At 40.3% G+C, this 16,668-nt stretch carries 11 protein-coding genes and 1 tRNA gene; 7 read left to right on the top strand and 5 right to left on the bottom strand.

Features of this window, described 5'->3' with window-relative positions:
* Positions 1-2 precede the first annotated feature (2 nt).
* Positions 3-620: a hypothetical protein gene (locus AAG807_RS01205; protein ID WP_341900048.1), complete on the top strand. Its 618-nt coding sequence runs from the start codon at positions 3-5 to the stop codon at positions 618-620.
* 231 nt (positions 621-851) lie between these two features.
* Here the strand turns inward: AAG807_RS01205 and AAG807_RS01200 are convergent, their stop codons facing one another.
* The 3 genes from AAG807_RS01200 to AAG807_RS01190 form a co-directional block, all read right to left on the bottom strand.
* Positions 852-1,580 carry a hypothetical protein gene (locus AAG807_RS01200; protein WP_341900046.1) on the bottom strand — a complete coding sequence of 243 codons (729 nt, stop codon included), beginning with the start codon at positions 1,578-1,580 and terminating at the stop codon, positions 852-854.
* Between the two features lie 233 nt (positions 1,581-1,813).
* Positions 1,814-1,898, bottom strand: a tRNA-Leu gene (locus tag AAG807_RS01195).
* Between the two features lie 102 nt (positions 1,899-2,000).
* Entirely contained in the window at positions 2,001-4,070 is a 2,070-nt protein-coding gene (locus AAG807_RS01190) for a CotH kinase family protein (protein ID WP_341900044.1), read from the bottom strand.
* Positions 4,071-4,279: 209 nt separating this feature from the next.
* On the opposite strand from AAG807_RS01190, the gene hutI reads away from it, so the two are divergent.
* The 3 genes from hutI (at position 4,280) to AAG807_RS01175 (ending at position 8,000) form a co-directional block, all read left to right on the top strand.
* Positions 4,280-5,512, top strand: coding sequence for an imidazolonepropionase (hutI, locus tag AAG807_RS01185; protein ID WP_341900043.1), 1,233 nt, complete (start codon positions 4,280-4,282; stop codon positions 5,510-5,512).
* 66 nt (positions 5,513-5,578) lie between these two features.
* Positions 5,579-6,793 carry a TraB/GumN family protein gene (locus AAG807_RS01180; protein WP_341900042.1) on the top strand — a complete coding sequence of 405 codons (1,215 nt, stop codon included), beginning with the start codon at positions 5,579-5,581 and terminating at the stop codon, positions 6,791-6,793.
* Positions 6,794-6,878: 85 nt separating this feature from the next.
* Positions 6,879-8,000, top strand: a complete 1,122-nt coding sequence (locus tag AAG807_RS01175) for a DUF4143 domain-containing protein (protein ID WP_341900040.1) — start codon at positions 6,879-6,881, stop codon at positions 7,998-8,000.
* Between the two features lie 219 nt (positions 8,001-8,219).
* Here the strand turns inward: AAG807_RS01175 and AAG807_RS01170 are convergent, their stop codons facing one another.
* Together AAG807_RS01170 and AAG807_RS01165 are read right to left on the bottom strand one after the other, a co-directional pair.
* A complete protein-coding gene (locus AAG807_RS01170) occupies positions 8,220-8,756 on the bottom strand; it encodes a hypothetical protein (protein WP_341900038.1) in 537 nt (178 codons plus the stop codon).
* A 5-nt stretch (positions 8,757-8,761) separates the two neighbouring features.
* Entirely contained in the window at positions 8,762-9,133 is a 372-nt protein-coding gene (locus AAG807_RS01165; RefSeq protein ID WP_341900036.1) for a hypothetical protein, read from the bottom strand.
* 351 nt (positions 9,134-9,484) lie between these two features.
* Between AAG807_RS01165 and AAG807_RS01160 the strand changes: the two genes are divergently transcribed.
* From AAG807_RS01160 to AAG807_RS01150, 3 genes are all read left to right on the top strand, one after another.
* On the top strand, positions 9,485-10,255 hold the full coding sequence (locus tag AAG807_RS01160; protein WP_341900034.1) for an AMP nucleosidase: 771 nt from the start codon (positions 9,485-9,487) through the stop codon (positions 10,253-10,255).
* 285 nt (positions 10,256-10,540) lie between these two features.
* Entirely contained in the window at positions 10,541-12,835 is a 2,295-nt protein-coding gene (locus AAG807_RS01155; protein WP_341900032.1) for a GH92 family glycosyl hydrolase, read from the top strand.
* 76 nt (positions 12,836-12,911) lie between these two features.
* Positions 12,912-16,637 (top strand): reprolysin-like metallopeptidase, encoded by a 3,726-nt coding sequence (locus AAG807_RS01150; protein ID WP_341900031.1) that lies wholly within the window; start codon positions 12,912-12,914, stop codon positions 16,635-16,637.
* Positions 16,638-16,668 lie beyond the last annotated feature (31 nt).

Raw genomic sequence — 16,668 nt, 5'->3', positions numbered from 1 at the left:
AAATGATATTAGACATTAACGAAGATGATATTGCCAACATTAAATTGGCTATTCAGCAAGGTGGAAAGGTTTGGGAAAACCCCTTGATACAAGGATTCAAAACAAAAGTTAAAACTTATTACAGACACTACGAGAACGAACAATGTTGTTACTGTAGACGAGATCTTGAAGACGAATTCAATATGGTAATTGATATTGAACACATTCTACCTAAAGGTGAATTTAAGGATTATATGTTTCAGCTATTTAATTTGAATATTTCTTGTAAGCGATGTAACATGCTTTACAAGAGAGAAAAAACAGATTTTGTAATTGATCTTAATGAAGTATTAAAAACACCAGAAGATACCACCCATTATAAAATGATACATCCAAATCTAGATAAGTACTTCAATCATATCAAGTTAAACAAAATAGTAGATGACAAATACAAATTGATTAAATATCAAGTTTTGAATGGTAGTCCAAAAGGACAATTTACTTATGATTATTTTAATTTGAAGAAAATTGAAATTGATACCCTTAATGGTGCACAAGGTGTCAAAGAAAAACCTGAACTTTCTGAAACGATTGATCCTAAAATCGCAAATGCACTAAAGGATATTTTTAAATCTATCTAAAATCATGATTAAAAGTAATTAAGAGCAAATAAGAGATCGGAGGATTACAATTGTGAGAGACGAGGGCAACGAAGTGAAAAGCCAACGAAAACGAAAAAAGCCTTTGGAAATTTCCAAAGGCTTTTTACTTCGTGGTACATCGGATTGGAAAGAAATCGAACTTTTTTGGGGATGTATACAATGTCTAATGATCGCACTATAATAAATATTGAAGCCTAATAACCAATTTGCTTATATTATTCCTTGACTCTCTTTATTGGAGACAATGCTTGCAACTACTTCTTCAATCTGATATTCCACAAATCTATTAGCCTCCCTTATACACGCCATAAATAGAAAAATAAGTAGCGAGACAATCGTTATGAACAATCTTAAATCGATGATCATAGCATTTCCAATAATTCCTATTTTGGCTTCAATGACTAAAAGGGTAGCGATGAAAATAGATATTGATAAACCATCATAAGTTGCTGCCATAACCCAATAACGTCTTAAGAATGCTAAAGATTTTGCATACTTTTCATTGTCTCGCAATTTTGCCCATAAGAGGACGTATAGACGCCAGATTCCTCTGTGTTCACTTCGACTTAAGTACTTTTGAATTTCTGGATCTGAATCCATTCCATGAGCTTTAAGAATTTTCTCAAATCGCTCATCAAAACCCTTAGGTTTCTGTTTTCTTTGTCTAATAAAATTAGCTGGATAAGCTAAAATCCCCATTCTTATCCACCTACCTAGAGCAAATGATAATAATCCGTTTATATAGCAAAATAAAACAATTATAATAATGCTTCTTGTCTCATAGAAGTTTATTGATAATGGTAGCTCTCTTAATTTTATCCAAGCAAGTATTATACTTGTAGTAAAAAATCCCGACACAAAAAAAGACAAATCAAATATGTCAAAGAAATCACTTATTTTATCGAAAACAACTTTTAGTGCTTTTCCTATTTCTTCCATTTTTCAAGTGAATAGAGTTAAACTCAATATTAGTAAAAAAAGGAATTCAGATTATTTAATTTGAAATAAAATCACTCAAATTAAATTAAGAATCTCAAAGTTTACAGAGAGTTGTTTCTTTTCCAATTCCCCCACTAAAAAGCAGATGAAAGAGAAATCAATTAGAATGAGAACGAAAATGAAGACAAAAAAATAACGGCTGCAAAGTTAAAACTTCACAGCCGTTATTTTTTTGGTACCTCGGGCCGGAATCGAACCGGCACACCCGAAAGTACAGGATTTTGAATCCAGCGCGTCTACCAGTTCCGCCACCGAGGCATTTATTTTTGCTGTCCGACTGACAGCCCACTTACCGATGTAAGCGGGTGCAAAAATAAGGAATTATTTCAAATCAACAAGTGCATCTGAAAAAATCCGCATTTATTTAATAATTTTCAGTGTTGCCCGCTCATCTCCTTTTATCAATTCAATGAAGTAAACACCGCTTGCCAATTCTTGTAAATCGGTTATTGTTAGTGATTTATCATAAGAAGATGCCGTTGAAATTTCCTGTGTTTTAATGACTCTTCCTGATCCGTCCCGAACGATTAATTGCGCTCCTACCAGATCCGCTTGTGTCCATTCAATGGTGATAATGGAGGAAAAAGGGTTCGGATAAGCGGTGATCTTATTCGCATTCACCAAATCCTGAATTCCAAGCATGCTGCATCCGTTCAATGTTCCAGGCATGTTTGCATCCAACCAGGTCAATCTTCTGTGGAACCAATCTTTCAAGCGTTGCACCTCTTCTGCGTATGTCTGACTAGGAGCTTGTACTTCCGGAGTTCCGGTCACGCTTCCCAAATGTCCCCAGGTTTGATAGTGCCAAGCCTGACTTTCATTCACTACCAAAGCAACAGAATCAATTTTTGCATCGAGATAGGATTCTTTTAGGATACTTCTTCTCATATCGTCGTAACGGCAGCGTAATTCATTCGCAAATAAGGTGTCTTCCAACAAACGAATATACCAACCCGGTGCATGCACATCCTGATCACACGCCCCATAAATAAACTGGGATCCGTCTTCAGAACCGCCCCACATGTCTTTTTCAGCCCAATCAAAATCCCAGACCGGTCCTGCTTTCAACTTTTTCACGGTTCCGTCCGCCTTGTCTCTGTCCTTGGAGAAGAAACGACTTTTCTTAAATCCATCCCCATTTCTGCAGACTTCATTCACAATGAAATAATCAATGAAAGAAGGAACATCGATGAATGCACGATAACCCAAGCTAGGATGTGCGAAGTTCGTTCCATACAAGGCATCTTCATAATCATCGATGAAATTTTGAATATAGGTTGTTTGCTGTGGCATCAGATCTTGTGGTTTCGGATAAACATAAACCATGTGAATATCCAATCCGGGGAATCCGATCGGACTGTAATTCAATTGCCACGAATTGGTGTTGTCCCAATAATCGATTTTCAGGATGTAGCCGCCTGTCAAATCAATCCCGCTGATATCGATAGGTTCCAATTTATTCACATCCACGCGGTCATTATCCCGTTTGATTTTCTCTCCCAATAGATAAATTCCCTGATATTCCCCGTTCATAACGACATCCACCAAGCGGGTACGTGTAGCATAATGCCCCATGGAATCGAATAGGTGAAAGGGAAGAATGTTTCGTGCAAACGATTTGTCATTGTAATTCGCAAGCAAGACCCAATCGCTCTCAGCCGGCATTCCCAATAAAGATGAATCCATTGTATTTCCATTGATATCCCATGTTTCGAATGCATAAGGTTTTTGAGGAAGTGATAAGGAATAATTTCCACGATACTCAATCCCGATTTTCCCGTTATAATCTGATGGTGAATCGGTCATGTAATTTCTCACTCCTTGTCCATTGAAACGGATTTTCATGTCCGCCATCACTTTTGGATCGTTTTGAATGATATTTCCATTGGTATTGATCTCAACAATCGGCAAAAGGGAGGAGGTAAAGGAAAAATAACTTGCCGGATTGCTTCCGAAGGTGATAGAAAAGGAAATGACATTTCCCTGATCTGCACCATAATTATCATTTACGCGTAAGTTCCAGGTTCCATTCGGATTTTGTCCGTTATTCACCAATCCCATTTGACCCGAAGGTTTGAATGTTCCTGTAAAAGGAGCCGTACCGGAAGATAGACTGCTGGCAGCATCTGCATTTAAGCACGTATTCGTAAAATTGTCATCTCCACCACCTGTGTTGGAAAACAACATACCAACCGTACCGTCCGGAGCAACGATCCAAACTGTTAAATCTGCATCGTAAGTATGAGTCAGATTGATACAAACCGTTTCCAATCCGAAATTTACAGTGTCAATGCTTGTCGGAAGACCGGTAACAGAAACAGGGATGTCAATCGTAGTGTTATCATTGATTGGTCCGCCACCGCCGGTAAATGTTTGACAAAACACGGAATAAGAGATGCTTAGGCATAAGCACAAGAGAGCGTTTTTCATAGTTTTTCGTAGTTCTACAACGAAAATAATTAAAATTGGCTTAACGTTTTCTTAATGTTGGATTTTAACATTGGAAGAATCAGATTATTATGGGAATCCCATTCTTTGCGCTCTTCTTCTCTTGCGTTTTATTAATTCTCTTTTTATTTTTCACCGCGAAGAAGCAAAGGGCGCAAAGTATTAACTTTGACATCTGAAACACGATCAAAATGTCTAAAATCCTGATTAAGAATATTCACACCTTGTATCAAGTCGGAGAAGATTTTCCGGAAATGATTTGCGGTGAAGCGATGAAAGAAGTTCCAACCATCCAAAATGCTTTTTTGGCTTTGGAAGATGGAGTAATTATGGCTTACGGTCGAATGGAAGATTGGGAAGGAATTACCGATTGGCGCGGTGTTGAAGTAATTGATGCAGAAGGTCAGAGTGTATTGCCCGCTTTTTGTGATCCACATACACACACCGTTTTTGCACGTACACGGGAAGAAGAATTCGTGGATCGGATCAATGGATTGACTTACGAGGAAATTGCTTTGAAAGGCGGTGGAATTCTCAACTCAGCCAGAAGATTGGGTGAGCTTTCGGAAGAGGAATTGTTCCGGGAAGCGATGAAACGGGTGAATAAGATGAAAGCCAACGGAACGGGAGCAGTTGAGATCAAATCGGGATATGGTTTGTCTGTCGAGGCCGAACTGAAAATTCTGCGTGTCATCAAACGCCTGAAACAGGAAGCTGGAATCGCAATCAAAGCTACTTTCTTAGGGGCTCATGCTTTTCCGAAGGAATTCAAGGAAAATCACCAGGCATATATCGATTTGATCATCAATGAAATGATTCCCTTGATTGCCAAAGAGGGGTTGGCAGATTATATCGATGTGTTCTGTGAACGCAATTATTTCTCCGTAGAGGAAATGCAACAGATTCTTAAGGAAGGAAAGAAAGTCGGGCTCATTCCAAAAGTACACGTGAATCAATTTTCCATTATGGGCGGTGTGAAAGCTGCTGTGGAATTGGGAGCGCTTTCTGTAGATCATCTCGAAGAATCAGATGACGAGGATATCGCCGTATTGAAAGGAAGTAAATGTATGCCGACATTCCTGCCGGGTTGTTCACACTTCATCAGCATTCCTTATGGAAATGCGCGCAAATTTATTCAGGAAGGACTTCCGGTTGCTTTAGCTACGGACTACAATCCGGGAACAACGCCATGCGACAATATGCAGCAGATTTTTTCATTGGCTTGCGTGAAAATGCGATTGACTCCGGAAGAAGCATTGAATGCACTGACGATCAATGCCGCTTATGCGATGGGATTGTCGGAAACACATGGAACCATTTCACTTGGAAAGTCCACACCGGTCATTTTAACCAAACCGATTGATTCCCTGGCATATATTCCTTACGCTTTTGGAGAAAATCATGTGGACAGACTGATTTTTTAGTTAATTTTAGATTTGTTTAACGAACCGGAACAAAACTATTCATCCTTTTAAGCGTCTTATAGCCGTATGTACAAAATTGGATTCTTTCTTTTTCTTTTGAACTGCCTTCCTGTTTTTGCTCAGGAAGCGGGAAAGGAATACCAGTTATTGTGGGAAATCAAGGCGAAAGGGAATAAGAAACCGAGCTACGTTTTCGGAAGCATGCACTCGAACGATCCACGCCTGTTCAATTTCCCGGATTCCCTATACACAGCTTTTGCAGGTGTTGATGCGGTTGTACTGGAAACGGACGTCACGCAGATTTACGACCAATACGATGTCCGCTTGAATCTCTTCAACTTCGATCTGTTCGATAAAAAACGTTCCTTCGCAAGTTCTAAAAAAGCGACACAAACGGTTTACGGTTCGGAAGACGGAAGACCTCAATTTCTGGATGCTTATTTTCAACAGACCGGTTATTGCGGCGGAAAGAAATTTTACCAGTTGGAAACGGTTCAGGATCAGTTGAAATTGGCTGAAAATCCGGAATTGTTCAGTACCAAGACTGCAATAAACGGCTTGTTTTTCAGTAAGGAAGCATTTATTCAAACCTATATCAACGGCGACATTGCCTCATTAACGAATATGTTGAAGGCGCAATTCAAAAGTTCACCGGAAGCTTATGATGAACTGATTACCAAACGAAATCAGATCATGGCAAAAGGATTGGATACCTTGATTCGTAAACGAAGTGTTTTCTGTGCCATTGGCTCGGGTCATTTGTATGGGACAGATGGTGTTTTGCAATTGTTGAGACAAAAAGGATTCCAAGTGCGAGCAGTTAAGGCAACGTATACGAATTCGACAGAAGCAAGTAAGAAATTAGTCCAATCGTGGAAAAGTTATTCTGTAACAGATGAAGAAAACACCTTCCGAATGACTTTTGGCGGGAAACCGATCTTATTGGAAGATGATACGAAGAAACATTACCTATACCAGGAATTGGGTCAGGGAAATACCTTTGAATTGCTCATTCATGCTTCCGCTGATTATCTGGATGATAACCGATACAACTTTGTGGAGAACGAAATTGCCCAAACCAAGGAATTTGTGCTGGACGACGGTGCAAAAGGAATCGAAGGACTGGTTCTGGATCCGATCAAAGGCTACCAATGGAAACGGTTCATCCAATTTGGAGATGCTTGCTATGAATTGATCTGCTACGGAGGAAACAAATTCATGCACTCCGACCGATCGCTCAAATTCTTCCAAAAGTTTGAAATCCTGACAGAAAAGGAGTAACCAACAACTACTTGTTTATTGATTTTTCGCAATCTTCAAATGAATTTATCGGATAAGAGTAAATTCGAATCATTAATTGCGAATCATGATTGAAAGAACACTCGAACCAATCCTCCGACAAAAATGCCAGGAAAGTAAAATTGTTGTGCTCAAAGGAGCACGAAGAACGGGAAGACTCACCTTGATTTCCCGGATTTTCAATTTGGAGGATCCCGGCATTGGAATGATTGATTGCTCGAATAAAAAAGAACGGAAAGCGATGGATTCCCTAAAGGAATTGAAAGCATTCAGTCAGGATAAAAAAGTAATTATTATCCGGGATGCTCAGTTGCTCGAAACCCTTCAGGAATACATTGATTTTGCCATTGAACTGGATTCCCTGGAAAATGTAATCCTGATTTGTTCATTTGAGCCGGAATTACACGAAGATTTATGGGAAGCTTTGAGAGAACAGGGATTGGAACTGAATGTGTTCCCGATTTCCTATTCGGAAAGTGCTAAGTTTCATGGTTTGGTGCAGGAAGATAAATCGCTGGAGCAGCGTTTAATTTATGGCTATTATCCGGAAGTGGTGATGCAGGAAGATCAGGCGGAAAAAATCGTTTCGGATATTATTGAGTCTAGTATATTCACGCAATTAGGTGCCTCCGAGCGGATCAATAAAAAAGACAATCTGATCAAGTTGTTACGGCATTTGGCTTTCAACATCGGAAAGGTTATCAGTTTCAATGATTTGGGAAAGAAGTGCGGTTTGGACAATGAAACAGTGGAACGTTATGTGAAATTGTTTGCAAAGGCAAACATCCTGATGTTGATCTCTTCCTACAGCAATGGACACCGTTACGAGTTGAAGAAAAGCCACGTGGTTTACTTCCTGGATAATGGGATCCGCAATGCCCTGATTCGCGCTTATCAACCTTTGGAATTCCGGAATGATGTCGAAGAATTGTGGAAGAACTTTGTCATTAGTGAGCGATTCAAAGCCAATCAGTATGCCGGAAAAAATCCGGAGGTTTTCTTTTGGTTGACCCACACCAAACAAGAAGTGGATTATTTGGAAATCAATGGAGAAGAAGCTTTCGGAACAAAAATGAGTTGGGAAGATTCGAAAAAGATCAAAGTACCGGCTTCTTTTCAGGAATTGTACCCGCAGATCAAGGTGACCGGAATCAGTAAAAAGACCTTCTGGACTTTCCTACGGAAATAAATCCTGATTTTTTTACCACGAGGGACACAAAGAGCACGAAGTTATATCTGATACTTGCTGTAGTTTAATCATACTATTTTTTCTTCGTGTGCTTAGTGCTCTTCGTGTTTATTCTGAATGAGAGATCCTTTGCTTACTGAATCTTTCCAAAGCGACAAAAAACACCCCGACAAATACATATCTGCCGGGGTACGATGATTTATTTGTTTTGAACAGGTATTAATATTCGCCAACTACAAAGTATCGATCACTTCCAACTGTAAAGGAGGTAAAACTTTCCGTAGCGGTTGTTCCATAAGTTCCCCAGGAATCAGGTAAACCGTGACAAGACGAAAAGTCTGAAAATCCTAACCAAAGACCTTCCGTATGCCCCGTAGTATTATGGGTTACCTTGTAAATGATATATGCCCAATTCATGTTTAGAGAAGTGAGATAGGTATTTGCAAGTGAAAGAGAAAGAGGAGCTGCTGCACCCCCTGAACTGTTCTTTTTTGTGAACGTAAGTCCCGGATAATAGGTGTTCAAAGTAATGAAATTTGCAAAAGAAATAGAACCGCCTGCAGCAAGAGTGCAATAGCCGGAAGTTCCGGAAGGATTATACTCCCTGATTTCAGGATAACAACTGGACGTTTTAGATACCGTATTGAAATATAAGGTATAATTAAGGGTCGCATTGATAACATTTAAAGTAGTGTTTGCTCTGGAAAAGAATGGAGCAACCAATAAAATTAAGATAAGACTAATTAACTTTTTCATGACGTTTATTTTTTAGAAGTTTGAGAAATGTAGATTTTGAATGCTTTGTTAAGGATTTGATTCACATCGTTGTTTGTCTCCTTTACCAATTCGCGTTCAGTGATTCCGGTAGAGATTATCAGTGCTTTTGCAGGTTCAAAAAGGATTTGCTTCCGCTCATCCGACAATTCATCCCCATAGGCTTGAATGTACTCTTTTGTGGGAGCATACTCAGGTCTGTTCATTTCGTTAATGGCTAGCCTGAAATTTTCTAATTCCGGAGATGCCTGTTGAGCAGCAACTTGTTTTTTGTGCAGACTTTCCTTAGTCGCTTGGTGGTCTTTGTTACAAGACAGCATAGCAAGAGCTACAACACCAAATAGAATTGTTTTTTTCATGATTCAATGAATTAATGATTGCAAACAAGTTATCAAATATTCCACTTACTAGTTGATAGGTTGAATTTTAATCATTTAAATCAGTTTTTGTGAAAATTATGAGTCCTGATAAACAGAATCATGAATTTTTTCTTGATTTTCACGAAATAGTTCCCGCAGATTATCACGGATAACGCAGAAATTGAATTGTAGCATGTGTTTTAAAGAATTAAGATATATATCTGCGTCATTAGCGTGATCAGCGGGAGCCAAATATCTCAATGCAATATCGTTTTAGCCCCATTTTCACCTAAAAATAATACGGATGTCTCGAATATCTTCGCTATTTTCACACAACTCTCAAATCGCACAATGAAGACAAAAAAAGAAATAGTAGAGAACTGGTTGCCACGCTACACAGGTGAAGAACTGGCAAATTTCGGAGAATACATCCTGATTTGCAATTTCCTTAATTACGTGGAGAAATTCGCTGCCACCTACGAAGTGGATGTGATAGGGAGGAATAAGCCGATGCAATGTGCAACAGCAAACGGAATCACCATTATCAATTTTGGAATGGGAAGTGCATCTGCTGCTACGTGTATGGATTTACTTTCTGCAATCAAACCGAAAGCTGTTTTATTTCTTGGAAAATGTGGCGGATTGAAGAACAAAAGTGAGGTGGGAGATTTGATTTTACCCATTGCTGCAATTCGTGGTGAGGGGACAAGTAATGATTATTTCCCTGCTGAAGTTCCAGCATTACCGGCCTTTGCGCTTCAAAAGGCAATTTCCACTACAATCCGTGACGCGGGTTTTGATTATTGGACGGGAACCTGTTATACAACCAACCGACGGGTATGGGAACACGATGAAAAGTTCAAAGAATATTTGAGCAGCATTCGTGCAATGGCGATCGATATGGAAACGGCTACGATCTTTATGGTTGGTTTCGCAAATAAAATCCCGACCGGAGCATTGCTTTTGGTAAGTGATCAACCGATGACACCTGAAGGAGTCAAGACCAGTGAAAGTGATTCAAAAGTAACTACCGGATATGTGGATGCACACCTGACAATCGGGATCGATTCATTGAAGCAATTGATCAATAACGGACATACCGTAAAACATCTGCGTTTCTAGAACAGGGATTAACCACGAAGCAGACAAAGAGCACGAGGTTTTTATTGACACTTCATTTTATGATGGATTCTTATATTATGAATCTGCGCCATCTACGAAATCTGCATGCAAATATTCTGTACGCTTCCGTGCTTATCTGCGGGAAAGGATGAGGTGTAAATTCTTTGCGGACTCTGTTTCTTTGCGGTTCAATTAAACTTGCCTGTTCTTATAATTTGTGAACTTCTGCACTCCTCTGCGGGAAACTTAACTCAAATTGGTATCTTCGGCGAAAATCTGAAATCCATGCGTCTCTCTCTTTTAGCTTTTGGCATACTCTTTCTTGCTCATTCTGTTTTAGCTCAAAGCAAATTGAATTATGTCAATCCACTCATTGGAACCTCCAAGATGGGACATACTTTTCCTGGTGCGACGGTTCCATTTGGAATGGTTCAATTGAGTCCGGATACCGATACAATCCCGTATGCAGTTGACGGAAAATACAATCCGAATGTTTATAAATATTGTGCAGGTTATCAATACGAAGATCCGACGATTGTAGGATTCAGTCATACACATTTCAGCGGAACAGGTCATTCTGATTTGGGTGATATCCTGATTATGCCAACCAGTGGAAAGCTCCAGTTGAATCCGGGAGTTTCCGCTAATCCAAAGGGCGGTTTCCGCTCTGCATACAATCATCAAAATGAGATCGCTAAACCCAATTATTATTCTGTTCAGTTGGAAGATCATCAGATTAAGGCAGAATTAACAACAACAACCCGAGTTGGGATTCACAAATACACCTTTTCAGAACCCGATTCCGCACACATTATTCTGGATTTGGTTTCCGGGATTTACAATTATAATGGGAAGAACGTAAACACTTACGTTCGTGTTCTGGATGAATTTCATATTGTTGGTTTCAGGCAAACATCCGGGTGGGCGAAGAACCGAACGGTTTATTTTGCTATTGAATTTTCGAAACCGATCAAATCCTATGGATACGACGATTTTCAATCAAAGAAAGTCTACCAGGGTTTTTGGCGAAAGTTCAACCTGAAAGCTGATTTTCCTGAAATGTCGGCTTCGCAATTGCGTGCATTTTTTGATTTTGACCTGGATGGATCCAAAGAACTCCTTCTAAAGGTTGCGATGTCGAATGTAAGTATGGAAGGCGCTTTGTTGAACATGACCACTGAAGCACCTAACTGGAATTTTGATGATTACAAAAAAGCAGGAGAAGATTTGTGGAGTCAGGAATTGAATAAGTACGAAGTTCAAATGCTGAATGAAGGAGATCTGACGAATTTCTATACGGCGGTTTATCATACTTGTTTGGGACCTACGGTTTACCAGGATGTTTCCGGGCTTTACCGCGGGTTGGATTTTTCAGATTACCGTAATCCGGACGATCAATTGAATTATAGCACCTTTTCACTTTGGGATACCTATCGGGCTTTGCACCCATTGTTCAATCTGGTTCAGCGGAAACGGAATACAGACATGGTCTTGTCCATGATAGCTCATCAGCATCAAAGTGCAGAGAAAATGTTGCCGATCTGGTCGCATTATGCCAATGAAAATTGGTGTATGATCGGGTATCACTCCGTTTCTGTTATTTCAGATGCCTATAATAAAGGGTTAGATGGAATCGATTATAACGAAGCACTGAATGCCTGTGTACAAACTGCACGAACCCGTTATTTCGAAGGGATCGATTCCTATATGGATTTGGGGTATGTTGCGGAAGACAAAAGTGGAAGTTCTGTTTCCAAAACATTGGAATATGCTTACGACGATTGGGCAATTGCCAAGTTGGCTTATGGTCTGAAACGCATGGATATTTACGAAGAATTCTTTGAGCGAAGTGAACATTACAAAAATGTTTATGACCCCAATTCCGGTTTTATGCGTGCTAAACTGAGTTCAGGAAAATTCATTGATAAGTTTGATGCACTGGAGACTCATCAGGCCGGCTACATTGAAGGAAATGCATGGAACTACAGCTTATATGTTCCTCATCAGGTGGAATCCATGATTCAACTAATGGGTGGAAAAAAACGCTTTGCTTCGCACCTGGATTCTTTATTTACCATGCAACTTGCGGACAAATACTTTGAACACACGGAAGACATTACGCGGGAAGGGATCATGGGTTCTTATGTTCATGGAAATGAACCGTCCCATCATGTGATCTATTTGTTTGATTGGGTTGAAAGACCGGATTTGACTCAAAAGTATATCCGTCAGGTACTGAGAACGAAGTATCTTCCAAAAATTGATGGATTGAGTGGGAATGATGATTGCGGACAAATGAGTGCGTGGTACATTTTCAGTTCGCTTGGGTTTTATCCAGTTTGTCCGGGTTCGGATGACTACATTTTAGGAAGTCCCTTGGTTCAAACTGCAAAAATTCACCTGGAGAATGGAGCCACGATCGATATCACAGCAAAGAACCAAAGTGAAAAAAGCTGTTATGTGAAAGCGGTCTACCTGAATGGAGTGAAAATGAAAGATTTCAAATTAAACTTCCAAAGCGTGAAAAATGGCGCAAAACTGGTATTTGAAATGACCGATAAACCAGCAAAGACATTCTGAGAATTCAATCTTATAAGTTAAAAGTGATTTGATTTAAGGATTTAAATAGTAAATTCAGAGCTCAAATTACTCTCTTATGAAAAGAAAAGCTATACTCTCCAGTATGTTTTTCCTTAGTGTATCGCTATGTTCGATTGGGTTTTCCCAGACGACACAGCTGAAAAAAGGTACCTGGAAAATGATTACAGAAAATGAGATTCCAATAAGTGGGACTCGTTACATTAAGCCAACAAAATTCTTGACCTTTAAATTGGATGTGGCAAGCATGCATCAGGTTTTATCGCAGGTGAAGCGCATGGATGATCCGAATTATATCCCCGTTTTTATTGAACTTCCGAAACCGGATGGTACTGTAGGAAGTTATCAGGTTCATGAAAATGAAACCATGTCTTTAGGTTTGGCAGCTCAATTCCCTGAAATCCGTTCTTACGATGGTATTGCAATGGATAATTCCGGCGAGGTTGTCAAATTTGATTTGACTCCACAAGGGTTTCACGCCATGACATTGATTCCGGGAAAACCGAGCTTGTTCATTGATCCCTATTCTTTTGGAGGCGGTGATATAGAAAACTATGTGGTTTATTCCAGAGCAGATTTTACAACCGACAAAACCTTCTCATGTCATTTGGAAGAACAATTCCCGACTGAGATCAAAGGATCGACAGATGGTATCGTGAAAAGTTTTGGTAACTGTACCAAACGCACCTACCGTTTAGCATTGTCAGCAACCGGAGAATACACCACGTTCCACGGAGGAACAGTTGTATTGGCACAAGCTGCTCAGGTAACAACCATGAATCGTGTGAACGGTGTTTACATGCGTGATCTGGCGGTAACAATGACGATCATAGCGAACAATAACATATTGATCTTTACAAACTCAGGAACGGATCCGTTTACAAACGGAACCCCGGGAACGATGATCAATCAGAACCAAACTTATACCAACACAAACATTGGTGCTGCAAACTATGACGTGGGACACGTTTTCGGAACAAATTCGGGTGGACTAGCCGGTTTGGGAGTTGTTTGCAATAATAGCCAGAAAGCAAGTGGAGTAACCGGTTCCGGAGCTCCTGTAGGTGATCCTTTCGATATTGATTATGTAGCACATGAATTGGGGCATCAGTTTTCCGGGAATCATAGTTTCAGAGGAAATGCCGGTTCTTGTTCAGGAAATGCAAATGGTGCAACTGCAATGGAACCTGGTTCCGGTAGTTCAATCATGGCTTATGCCGGGATTTGTTCTCCACAAAATGTTCAAGCGAATTCTGATGATCACTTCCATGGAGTGAATATGAATGAAATGCATGTTTTCATTAATGGAGGTGGAAATAGTTGCGCTGTTTCAACTGCTATCCCAAGTCAATCCGCTCCAACAATTACGGGAAGTGTCGGAAGTGTAACAATTCCTGCAAATACTCCTTTCGCTTTGACAGCAACAGCAACAGATCCTGACGGAGATGTATTGACGTATTGCTGGGAGCAAATGGATAACCAAAATTCCACGCAACCTCCGGTTGGTACGTCTACAAACGGACCAAATTTCCGTTCAAGAACTCCTTCTGTAAGCGGAACACGTTATTTCCCTTCTATTGCAAGTTTGATGTCTAACGGACCTTTCACTTGGGAAGTTCTTCCAACTGTGAGCAGAACAATGAATTTCCGTTGTACTGTTAGGGATAACGAAGCGAATGGTGGGTGTAACGATCACGAGGATTTAGTGATCACAACAACTAGTACAGCTGGACCGTTCATTGTAAATTACCCAACTGCAACAGGAATTACTTGGCCGGGGAATTCAACTCAAACTGTAACCTGGTCTGTAGCAAATACGGATATTGCACCGGTTGCCTGTGCGAATGTGGATGTCATGATTTCCACAGATGGTGGTGCTACGTTTTCCGTAATTGCCAATAACGTTCCGAATGACGGATCTCAACTAATTACAGTACCAAATACTGCGACTACAACTGCAATTATTATGGTAATCTGTGAGAACGGAACATTCTTCGATGTTTCAAACAATGTTTTCGCAATCACTGCAGCAACCAATGATTACACCTTGAATTTTCAGAACGCAAGTGTTTCTGCATGTCAGGGAACAGATGCTGTGTTTACGGTAGTTGTCGGACAAATTGGTTCTTACACAGATCCGGTTACTTTATCTGCAACAGGAAATCCTGCCGGAACGACGGTGGTTTTCTCTCCAAATCCGGCAACTCCGGGAACAAATGCAACAATGACCATTTCAAATACAGTAGGTGCAACACCGGGAACTTATAGTTTGACAGTAAATGGAACTTCCACTTCCGGAGGACACTTTACAAATGGTACGGTCTTGATTTCCACTTCTGGTGTGGCGGCTTCCACTTTATCCAGTCCTGCTAATGTTGCAACAAATGTTCCGGTAAGTCCGGTAATGAGTTGGACGAATGCTGGAATTGGGGTGCAATTCAATATTACGATTGCAACAGATGCAGCCTTTACAAACATTGTTGAAAGTGCAACAGGATTAAGTTCTCCAACATATACGGCTACTTTATTAAGTCCGGCTACAACCTATTTTTGGAAAGTTGAAACATTGAATTCATGTTCTGCTCCGGTAGCATCAACAACGTTCTCGTTTACAACTGCTTCTTGTATGACATTCAATTCAACGAATGTGCCTGTTACCATTTCTGCTTCAGGAACACCAACAGTTACTTCTACTTTGAATATCGCAACGGGAGGAACAATCAACGATATCAATGTGGTGAACTTGGCTGGAACACATTCCTACATCAGTGATTTGACTATAAAATTGACAAGCCCTACTGGAACCATCGTTAATTTGATGGTCAATCCATGTAATAATGAAGCTGATTTCAATCTGAATTTTGATGATGAGGCTTCAACAGCAACACTTCCTTGTCCGCCGGTTGGTGGAGGTTTTTACATCCCGGCAGCGGCATTGTCTGCTTTTGATGGACAAAACATGAGTGGAGCTTGGACTTTAACGATTTCAGATGCAGTCAATCAAGATGGTGGAGCATTGAGCTCATGGGGATTGGAGATCTGTTATACTCCTTCAACTCCTTGTACGCCTCCTACAGCTGCAACTATTGGAGGAACAACGACTATTTGTCCTGCCGGTTCAACAACCTTGTCTGTAACTGCCGGAACATTGAATGATGCAACTGCTTGGCAATGGTATTCCGGAACATGCGGTGGAACTGCTGCCGGTTCAGGAACATCCATCAATGTATCAACTCCGGGAACTTATTTCGTAAGAGGAGAAGGAGGTTGTGTCACTGCAGGAACTTGTGTCACGGTAACAGTTACTCAGACAACACTGAACCTGAATACTACTGTTGCCGGAACGACGATTTCTTCGGCTCAGGGTACTGCGCAATACCAATGGATCAATTGCGGAACAGGAAATAGTGTGATTGCCGGAGCTACCAGCCAATCATTTATTGCACCTGCAAATGGATCTTATGCAGTAATCGTTACAAAAAGCGGCTGTACAGATACAAGTGCTTGTGTAACTATCTCGAATTTGGGAATTGACGATTTGAACTTCGAGGATGTTTCGGTTTACCCGAATCCTTCCAATGGAAAAATCACGGTTTCTTTCAATAAAGAAGTGAATTTGAAATCATTTGTGATCCGCGACGTAACCGGAAGAATGGTTCGCGAGGAAAAACCACAGACAACCAGTGGAATCACATTCGATATTTCTACTGAAGCGCAGGGAATCTACTTCCTGAATATCGAAGTAGGTGGAGCAACCCAGTCTTTCAAGTTGATTAAGAATTAAAGAGACGTCAGGATATTGGGACCTCAAGACT

The organism is Fluviicola taffensis DSM 16823 (assembly GCF_943372375.1).
GTDB classification, from domain to species: domain Bacteria; phylum Bacteroidota; class Bacteroidia; order Flavobacteriales_D; family Crocinitomicaceae; genus Fluviicola; species Fluviicola taffensis_A.
Note: the sequence above shows the minus strand (reverse complement) of the source record. Positions and strands in the feature narration are given on the sequence as shown.